This is a genomic window from Sulfuricurvum sp. MLSB, from assembly GCF_000747095.1.
GTDB lineage: Bacteria > Campylobacterota > Campylobacteria > Campylobacterales > Sulfurimonadaceae > Sulfuricurvum.
Map to the genome: position 1 here is coordinate 1 of NZ_JQGL01000059.1, position 9,354 is coordinate 9,354.

A 9,354-nucleotide genomic window follows, 5' to 3' on the forward strand; every position below is an offset into this window, starting at 1 on the left:
GGCAAAATCATGCGCCGCATCCTTCGCTCCATCGCCAAAGGCGAAGCGATCACGCAGGATATCTCGACTCTCGAAGACCCAAGCATCGTTGCGACGATCGAAACGAAAGTCAAAGGGTAAACAACCCTTTTTTCTTCTCCCGCTTCGGCGGGAATCCTCATGTCTTCAATGTCCAGAAATAATGAAAAACATTTACTGCACCATAAAAGAATGTCGATATTCACCCGGATTTAATCCAGTCATCTCTTTAAATAGTCGCCTAAATGAGGAAGTATTTCTATATCCTACTAGCTCGGTAATAGATTCAAAACTTTCATTTGTATTGACTAAAAATTCTTTGGCTTTTTGTACACGTACCTTTTGAACAAATGTGTTTGGCAATTCACCTGTGGCTTTTTTAAATCTTCGTAAAAATGTTCGCTCTCCTAATGATATTTTACGCGCCATTGTTTTGATCGTAAATGTTTTGGTATAGTTAGTACTGATCCATCCTACCAAACGATTTATTTCCATATCATTATGTGATGCTACAATGGTTAAATCCTTATATGGCTTTTGGGATGTTCTCCCGCTATCAACAACTAAATAGTTGGCGCATTTATAAGCGGCATCAATCGAAATGAATTTTCGAATGATATATAAGCATAAATCTACGTAGGTACTTACTCCGCCAGAAGTGATGATATTATCGTCTTCAATAATTATTTTATCGATTTGAAGGTCTATTTCTGGGAACTCACTGCGCAGCTTTGATTCTACAGCCCAGTGTGTAGTTGCTTTTTTCCCAGTTAAAAGACCGGCACCGGCGAGGATATAAGCGCCAATACATACAGAACAGACATAGCTGCCTTTTTGATACATGGCTCGTATCCATGAGATTAGATTTTCGGAAACATTAAAATTATGTTCCAAATTAATAATTGGCGGAACAATGATTAAATCGTAAGTTTGGCTTTTATCGGGTTGGATACTTGGGAAAGTGATTGTGGTGTTGAAGTTTTTAGCAGTTTGATCTATATCAATGACTGTCACTTCAAAATACCTGCTTCTACCCTTGCAACAACAAAAAGTATTAGTAATGGAAAATATATCTATGATCCCAATAATTGATGAGGCTAGAACATGTTCAAGGTTTAAGATGGCAACTTTGACTGGAGCAGTCTGATTAATAGAACTAAAACAAAAATCCATAAAATCTCCACATTGTCATAATAGGCATTAACAGTGTCAAAAATGACTCTTGAACATGATAGCGCTAAAAGACATAATCTATTGTCAGTTTATTATCAAGGAACAATATGTTACACATTGTTTATTGTCTTATAGGCATATTTTTTATGCCGATGAACTTACAGAGCAATACTATCTTCATCAACGGTGCCATTTATACCGTCAACCAAAAAAATCCTTGGGCACATGCCATTGTTATCGACCACGATATGATACGCTATGTCGGTACGACGAAAGAAGCTTTTCGTTATAAAAAACGTAATTCTGAAATTGTCGATTTGAACGGCTCGTTCGTGATGCCGGGGATCATCGATGCCCATACCCATATCGCCATGGCCTCCGTTTTGCTGAACGAAGGGGTCAATCTGCTCGAAGTCAAAGGGAAAAGTGCAATATTGAATGAGATCAAACGATATGCCGATTCCCATTCCGATGCATCCGTTATCACCGGATTTGGATTCTACCCTTATACTTTCGGTCCAAACGGTCCGAGCGCATCACAGCTTGATAGTGTGATTTCGAATCGACCTGTGTTTTTAATCTCGAACAACGGGCACAGTGCATGGGTGAATTCAAAAGCCCTTTCGATATTGAAAATTAATAAAGAGACTCCCGATCCGCAGCCGGGTATTCATTATTATGTACGGGATGATGAAGGTAATCCGACAGGATTTTTGGTGGAAGGGTGCGCTTTTTGGCCTCATTTAGCGAAAATGGGAATAGGTAGTAAAGCATCTTTTTACGGTTCTCTTAAAGAGTATTTACCGAAGCTTTCCGCGCAGGGGATTACGGCGTTATTCGATGCAGGGGCTCCGGCGGTCGAAACATACTCCTTTGAAGCATTGCGGCAACTTGAGAAAGAAAGTGCTTTACCGCTGCGATATTTCGGGTCTCATTTTATTCTCTCCGCTCAAGATGCCAAAGATGCGGCTAAGACTTTTATCCGTTATCAGAAAAAATACAATACTAGCCTGTTTACTCTTAGCAGTGTAAAGTTTTCAAATGACAACTCCGATGATGATCATTTTGCGATGCAGTTTGATGATAGAGAGCTAAAGCCTTATTTTTTGACGCTAATGCGTCATAACCTCGATGTAATGGTTCATACGAGTGCCGATGAAAGTGTCCATAGTGCACTGGATGCAATCGAATATGCAAAAAATCATGCCAAACATACGCATAGCCGTTTTACTCTGGCCCATGTTAACATGGTACGTGATAGCGATTTTAAACGATTTAAAGATTTAGGGGTAATTGCCAACATACAACCATTTAATGCACAGGGTGATGGCTATTACAACTATCGCTATATGCTTTATGGTGATAAATGGGAAAACAAACTTGCCAGATATAACACCTTTTTTAAACATGGGGCTATCGTATCCTCCTCCAGTGATTTTCCTGCATGTAACAATGATCTCGATCAGTGTAGCCCATTGCATGGAATGCAGATGGGGATTACCCGACAGAAGGTAAGTTCATTCATTGATACTTCCATCTTGCCCGATCCAAATGAGCGATTGAACATAGAGCAAATGATACGTGCCTACACGATCAATGCCGCTTTTCAGCTGCATCGGGAAAAAGAAATCGGGTCTTTAGAAATAGGGAAAAAAGCGGATTTGGTTGTATTGGACCGTAATCCGTTTAAGACAAATGCAAAAGAGCTGCATAAGATTCAAGTAGTAAAAACAATGATGAATGGAAAAATAGTATATGAAAAATCAATTTAACAGGGCTTATCGTTCTTTGTACAACAAGGATACATTGACATGCGGGCTCTTTATGCCCATCGAGGCATTTGCCAAAGATATTCCAACGATGGAGTGGCAGATTGAGTACGCTATTAGGGCTGAAGAGCTTGGTTTTAAAGCATTATGGTTTCGTGATATACCATTACGAGACCCAAATTTTGGCGATGTCGGACAGGTCTTTGACCCTTTCGTATACATGAGTTACATCGCGTCTAAGACATCGGCAATAGCGTTGGCAACCGGTAGCGTAGTTTTACCGTTACACCATCCTATCGATACACTTAAAGCTGCTGCATCCGTAGATGTTTTATCAGGTGGAAGGGTTATACTCGGAGTCGCTGGCGGTGATAGACCATTGGAATTCCCAGCGTACAATATACCGTATGCAAGCAGGCAGGAACGCTTTCAGGAGAGTGTCCATTATATGAAAGCCTTACAGGAGGAGTACTTTCCGGTGATTCATAATTCTCTAGGGGTTATGACAAACAGTGATATGTTGCCTAAACCTTATGAGAATGCTATCCCGATAATGACAACAGGATATGCACAACAATCGATTGAATGGATTGCAAAAAACAGTGATGGGTGGATAAATTTTCCAAGACCGTTGCAAAAATTAGAAGAGACTGTAGGGCAGTGGAGAAAACTAACCGATCCCTTGGGTTTTAAACCCTATACACAGGGGTTGATGTTGGATTTAAAAGAAGATGATAAAGCAAAAGCATTTCCAATTCATTTGGGCTTTTCTTCAGGAAAAGATCATCTGATCGAATATCTGAACCTTATCAAGCGTATAGGGGTGAATCATATCATCTTTTATTTAAAGCTTTCAAAGCGGCCAGCCAATGAAGTTATGGAACAGCTTGGTAAAGAAGTTTTGCCACATATTTAAGAGAAGTGTACATTGATTAATGTTGTCGGAAAACTGTATGACATCAAAGCCGAAACGAAAGTCAAAGGGTAATCATCTCCTTTTCCCCCCTTTCCCGCTTCGGCGGGAACTCCCTTGTTTTTTTCCTGTTACTAAGTCCTTCTATGTCATAGTTCCGTTTTATTCAAGGAGCAATTATGGCCGCCGGTTCGACGATTTGCAAAGCGCAGCTGAACATCAGCGATATGGACCGCAACTATTACGAGACTCACGAGATCACGATCGCCCAGCACCCTTCCGAGACCGACGAGCGGCTGATGATGCGTCTCGTCGCCTTTGCGCTCAATGCCACCGACCGTCTCGTCATTACCAAGGGGATCGGGGGAGAGGACGAGCCCGATTTGTGGGAGAAGAATTACGGCGGGGACATACAACTGTGGATCGATCTGGGGCAGGTGGACGAGAAGAGGTTGCGCAAAGCGTGCGGACGATCTGAACGAGTCATCATCTATACCTACAACGCCAAGGCCGCGAGTGCGTGGTGGCGGCAGAACGGTGCGGCGTTCACGCGGTTCAAAAACCTTGAAGCGATCCACCTGCACGCCGAGGGGATCGAAAAACTTCACGGCCGTTCGATGCGTCTTTCGGCCACGATCAGCGACGGTGAACTGAGTCTGCACGCCGATGCGGGGGATGTTACGATAACGCAAGAGCGGTGGCAATAAACGCCACAGCGTCTTCCCGATTCGGGCCATTTATCTTTATTTGGCTATACTTTGCGTAACACTATTTCATCCATCGGATACGACCATGAAACGAAAAATCGGAAAATTTAAAAGCTCTATTGCCAATCTGGAACTCCACGACCGCGTGTTGAAGGAAAATACCCTGATTCTCGCCGAACCGGGTTCGGGCAAAACCCATCTGGCGAACAAAATCCGCGAATTTGTCATCGCCGCCGGGCTGCCGACGCTGTATCTGGATTTTTCCGATCCCGATGTCGATCACATCGAGGAGCGTTTCAAGCACGGGAGCGATTTTCATTACATGCGTTTCGATGAGAGCGATGCGTTCGATGCGGCTCTGGATGCGGCCATCTCGGATCGTAAAAACATTTACATGGCGGTAAGCCCTTCTTATTTTGCCAGTAAACGCGACATCAAAAGCAAGCTCTCGAAAATGATGCAGAAACGCGAACTTCTCGACAACTATTACTATTTCATGCAAGATATTGCCGATGTGGAAGGGTTCTATACGAAATTCGAGGACTTTATTTTTTATACCTTCGATTTGGTGAACCTCAAAAAATTCGGTTTGACCTTTTTGACGCAGCCGCACGAGATTTTCGAAAATCCGCGGATCAAGCTGCTGTTCTCCTTTTTGTATATCGGACGGTGTTCGAACGCCTACTATTACAATACGACCGTTTTGCGCAGCATGAAGCCGCATACGTTTTTGTATCAATACCGTGTCGACAACCGCTCTCTCCTCTTCAACAATATCCAAAGCGATATTGTCTACATTGATGCGTAAACTGCTTTAGGCAGATTACGCCCCCGTCTTTATTTTGATGAATATCCCTTTGCCTTTTTTAATGATGCTGGCGATGATGCTCTGGGGCGGAGGGTGGCCTGCGCTTAAAATCCTCACCGAAAGCGTACCGTGGGAAGTTGCGACGTTTTGGCGGTTTGCATTGATGAGCGTCGCGTTTTTGCCTATTTTATGGTGGCATCGCAAACCGATCCGATGGAGTGTAGGGGCATTGGGATGGGCAAGTTTCAGCGGCGTGCTGAACGCCGTCTTTATGGTGCTCTCGTTTTTGGGGGTGGCGGTAGGTACCGCCGGAGCGGGCGGGGTTGTTATCACGACGCTCAGCCCGGTTCTGACCGTTTTGATCGCTATCGCCGTATTGGGGATGACGCCCACACGCCGCCATATTACAGGACTTGTGATCGGTTTGATCGGCGGTGCGGTTATGGTCGAGGTGTGGAACGGCGACGTTCTTTTCCACGGCGGAAATCTGATTTTTATCGTGTGTGCGTTGGTCTGGGCGGCATTGACTCTTGCGGCGCAGCGGTCGCATCGATATCTTGATCCGATCCACTACGCGTTTTTGCTGGGACTGGTCGCCACGGTGTTTATGGCTTTTATCGCGTATCCTCACGGTATCGGATCGGTTTTCGCGCAGGATGCACGGTTTTGGGCGGCACTTATCTATCTCGCCGTTCTGGGACAGACGGTTGCCTCGACGATCTATTTTATTGCTTCGGGGAAAATGGGATCGGGATTGGCCAGTTCGTATATGTTCCTCGTCCCCGTTTGTGCGTTGGTCTCAAGCTATTTTCTTTTGGATGAGGTTCCTTCCGTTGCGCTGTTGGCCGGGGGAATCATCAGCATGGCCGCGGTCTATCTGATCAATTCTTCGCCAAAGCGCCATTTGTCATAATCGCCTAAAACGGCTATAATTCCGTAATTTTTTTCAGTAATTTTAGAGGAGCATAGCGGATGGGAAGAGCGTTTGAATATCGCAAAGCGGCAAAAATGAAGCGCTGGGGGAATATGTCGAGAATATTCCCCAAACTCGGCAAAATCATTACGATGGCGGCCAAAGAAGGGGGTGCCGATCCCGAAATGAACCCCAAGCTTCGTACGGCGATTTTGACGGCGAAAGCGCAGAACATGCCCAAAGACAACATCGAAGCGGCGATCAAACGGGCGTTCGGCAAAGATGCGGCGAATATTCTTGAGGTCAACATCGAAGGCAAAGGGCCGCACGGCGCTCTTATCTTCGTCGAATGTGCGACCGACAACAACACCCGCACCGTCGGAAATGTCCGCAGCTATTTCTCCAAGGCCAAAGGGGAGATGCTCAACAACGGCGCGCTCGAGTTCATGTTCAGCCGCAAAGCGGTTTTCAGCTTCCCGAAACCGGAAATGGATCTTGAAGAACTTGAGTTCGCCCTGATCGATGCGGGATTGGAAGCACTTGAAGAGGAAGAGGGCGAAGTGAGCGTGACCGGTGATTACACGGCGTTCGGCGCTCTTTCGGCCGCATTGGAAGAACTTGGGATTGAGCCGAGTAAAGCGGCTCTGGAACGCATTCCCAACACAACCGTCGAATATACCGACGAGCAGATGGTGGATATCGAAAAACTGATCGACCGCCTCGAAGAGGACGACGACGTTCAAGCCGTTTACACCAACATCGGCTGATTTTCCCCATCGGGGAGTCCCTCAACCTATCACATATCTATCACAATTTATCCATTCTGCGCTATACTCTTACCTTCTAATCGTTTATACAGGAGTGAGAATGAGATTGTCCATGTTTGCCAAAGCCGCCGTAGCGGCATCCCTTTTGATCGGCTCGACCGCCGGAGCCGGAGAGTTCAAAGCCCTCCCGATTTTGGATGCCGGTTTCTGTCCGAACATTCAAGTGGGACTCAGTGCAGGGTATATGAACCTGAAAAACGTCAGTGCGTCAGGTGCGACGGCAGGGATCGAGATTTCGCTCGATTGCCCCGTATTTACCCTTCCGTGGGACAATCTTCGACAGCAGATCATGTTGAACCATTTTAACAGTGACGGTCTGCAAATGACGAACCTTGAATTTAACCCTTATTATCTCGTGACGTTGAACAACGGTGTAGAATGGGGATTCGGTCCAGGATTCGGGGTGATCTTTTCTGAAATGGATAAAAGCGATACGGTCTTCACCCTCCAAGCGGGAACGGGCCTGAAATACAACATCAGCCGCGAAATCTACACGGGTGCGGACGTGCGTTATCAATGGACGCAGAAAGCCGACCTTACCAATACCTACAAAGAAGACCTCGACAACTACCGTGCGCAGGTCAAAATCGGTTATCGATTTTAATCGTTACTCTTTTTCTTCTTTAGCTGCGGCGATTCTCGCCTGCAGCAGCAGCGTTTTGGCAAAATGGGCTTTGGTTCCGGCCGGAAAGTGCGGGTCTTTGAGCAGTACGGAGAGCTTTTTGCTTCCGTTGCGCCGGATCAGCTGTTGAAGTTTCCCCTCACCCATCCCGTACGCGAAGTCAGCCAGATACCAGCTGCCGAATTGGCGTTTGAGGCTTTTGACGTAGCGGATTGCCGCCGCGGTCGAACGCTCAGGATCCAGCCGTTCATCATTCCCTTTTTTGACCGTAAGTCCGAAATTTCGGGCGCTTTGTCTCGTAAACTGCCATAATCCCGCCGTCCCGTACCCGTGCGCATCGGGATCGAACTTCGACTCGCAGTACGGGATCAGGGCAAAAAACGGAGGGATACCGGCGTCGGCAAACGCCTCTTCGATCTTTTTTTGTTCCGAAGTCGTGGCACGATAGCGTTTATGCAGCAGGGAAACGGAAGGGGAATAGCGTTCCAGCAGCAGTGAGAGCGTTTTGGAATCGGAAAGCGTTTCGTCCGATTCGAGCATCTGCAGCGATGCATTGATTTTGTCGGTCGGAAGTTGAGCGCCGCTCACACTGAGGGCGATGACGAAGGATAAAAGCAGTAAATAACGTATCATTGGGATATTGTATCATATTCGTCGTTCATATATTTAACCGGAAACCCCGATTTTGGTTGCCGTGAGGAAAAGGTAATCTTTCCCCGTGACGGTCACCCTGAATTTCTTTTGCTGCAGGTATTTTTTGCAGTAGTGGATATCCTTCACCAGCAGCGACATCTCCGAATAGGGATAGTTCGGAGCTTTGGCGCCGTAAATCATCTCTCCACCCATCCAGCGACAGTTGGGAAATCCCAGTATCATCGCTCCGTCGCTTGTCAGGTATTTCTGTACCAGTTTCATAAAGAGCGGTTTGAAATCCAATCCGCTGCTTTGGAGCGTTCCGATCGTGACGATGAGGTCGAACCGTCCCAGCTGCAATGACTCCAGATCGTTGATGTCATGGACATAAAATGATGCGTTCCCCTCGCCGAACCGCTCCCGAGCGAGGGCAATGGCCGAGGCGGAATGATCAATCCCGACGAGTTCGAGATTTTGGTAGCTATCCGGAGGGAGTATTCGGCGTATCAGGTCGAATTCGTCACCCGTATTGATCCCGAGATTGAGAATGCGTACCCGCTCGCCCACTCGGACGCTGCGAAGCGCGCGTAGGTAGGCGTGTAAAAAGGCCGGCTCTTCGTTTTTGTGTACGGCCGCGAAGCGCGACGCGGTGCCGTATTTTTCCTCTTTGGCCTCAGAACGGTGAAACGAATCGCTGAGGTCGAGTTTCTCGTACGTGATCCGTATGGTGTGTTCGGATGCGGGTGCGGGGGTCAGCATACGGCAAAAGAGGATTTCGCCCAGATCACTCCACGCTTTGTACGAGCGGTAGAGGTATTCATCCTCTCCGATCGTGACGGATTCTCCCGCGTAGCTTCCGCGGGCCGTATCGGGGTTGAGTACTTCGAGGGTAATCGTATCCGATTCTTTCAGAGAGTTTTCGATCCATGCGAGGATATCGGTGAGCGGTTCGGAGGTAAATCGTTTCACGG

The 9,354-nt window shown here is 46.8% G+C and carries 10 protein-coding genes; 7 read left to right on the plus strand and 3 right to left on the minus strand.

Annotated elements, in window-relative coordinates:
* Positions 1 to 192: 192 nt before the first annotated feature.
* On the minus strand, positions 193 to 1,191 hold the full coding sequence (locus tag JU82_RS05430) for a helix-turn-helix domain-containing protein (RefSeq protein WP_037947630.1): 999 nt from the start codon (positions 1,189 to 1,191) through the stop codon (positions 193 to 195).
* Between the two features lie 107 nt (positions 1,192 to 1,298).
* Here JU82_RS05430 and JU82_RS05435 point away from each other — a divergent pair, with 107 nt between their 5' ends.
* The 7 genes from JU82_RS05435 to JU82_RS05465 all read left to right on the plus strand — a co-directional run bounded on the left by JU82_RS05435 (position 1,299) and on the right by JU82_RS05465 (position 7,732).
* The gene (locus JU82_RS05435; protein WP_294892246.1) at positions 1,299 to 2,963 is read left to right on the plus strand and encodes an amidohydrolase; all 1,665 of its coding nucleotides are present in this window, start codon (positions 1,299 to 1,301) and stop codon (positions 2,961 to 2,963) included.
* The gene (locus JU82_RS05440) at positions 2,947 to 3,876 is read left to right on the plus strand and encodes an LLM class oxidoreductase (protein WP_037947633.1); all 930 of its coding nucleotides are present in this window, start codon (positions 2,947 to 2,949) and stop codon (positions 3,874 to 3,876) included. Before JU82_RS05435 ends, JU82_RS05440 begins: the two co-directional genes overlap by 17 nt.
* Positions 3,877 to 4,052: 176 nt before the next feature.
* Complete coding sequence (locus tag JU82_RS05445) at positions 4,053 to 4,580, plus strand: YaeQ family protein (RefSeq protein ID WP_037947635.1); 528 nt, start codon at positions 4,053 to 4,055, stop codon at positions 4,578 to 4,580.
* Positions 4,581 to 4,665: 85 nt separating this feature from the next.
* Entirely contained in the window at positions 4,666 to 5,388 is a 723-nt protein-coding gene (locus JU82_RS05450) for a hypothetical protein (RefSeq protein ID WP_037947639.1), read from the plus strand.
* Between the two features lie 49 nt (positions 5,389 to 5,437).
* Positions 5,438 to 6,301: a DMT family transporter gene (locus JU82_RS05455; protein ID WP_294892251.1), complete on the plus strand. Its 864-nt coding sequence runs from the start codon at positions 5,438 to 5,440 to the stop codon at positions 6,299 to 6,301.
* A 59-nt stretch (positions 6,302 to 6,360) separates the two neighbouring features.
* Complete coding sequence (locus JU82_RS05460) at positions 6,361 to 7,068, plus strand: YebC/PmpR family DNA-binding transcriptional regulator (protein WP_037947646.1); 708 nt, start codon at positions 6,361 to 6,363, stop codon at positions 7,066 to 7,068.
* Between the two features lie 100 nt (positions 7,069 to 7,168).
* On the plus strand, positions 7,169 to 7,732 hold the full coding sequence (locus JU82_RS05465) for an outer membrane beta-barrel protein (protein ID WP_294892253.1): 564 nt from the start codon (positions 7,169 to 7,171) through the stop codon (positions 7,730 to 7,732).
* A gap of 3 nt (positions 7,733 to 7,735) precedes the next feature.
* On the opposite strand, the gene JU82_RS11825 is transcribed toward JU82_RS05465, so the two are convergent.
* Both JU82_RS11825 and JU82_RS05475 read right to left on the minus strand, forming a co-directional pair.
* Positions 7,736 to 8,383 carry a lytic transglycosylase domain-containing protein gene (locus JU82_RS11825; protein ID WP_294892254.1) on the minus strand — a complete coding sequence of 216 codons (648 nt, stop codon included), beginning with the start codon at positions 8,381 to 8,383 and terminating at the stop codon, positions 7,736 to 7,738.
* A gap of 33 nt (positions 8,384 to 8,416) precedes the next feature.
* Positions 8,417 to 9,354: methyltransferase domain-containing protein (locus JU82_RS05475; RefSeq protein ID WP_366921368.1), on the minus strand; the 938-nt coding region annotated here is incomplete at its 5' end.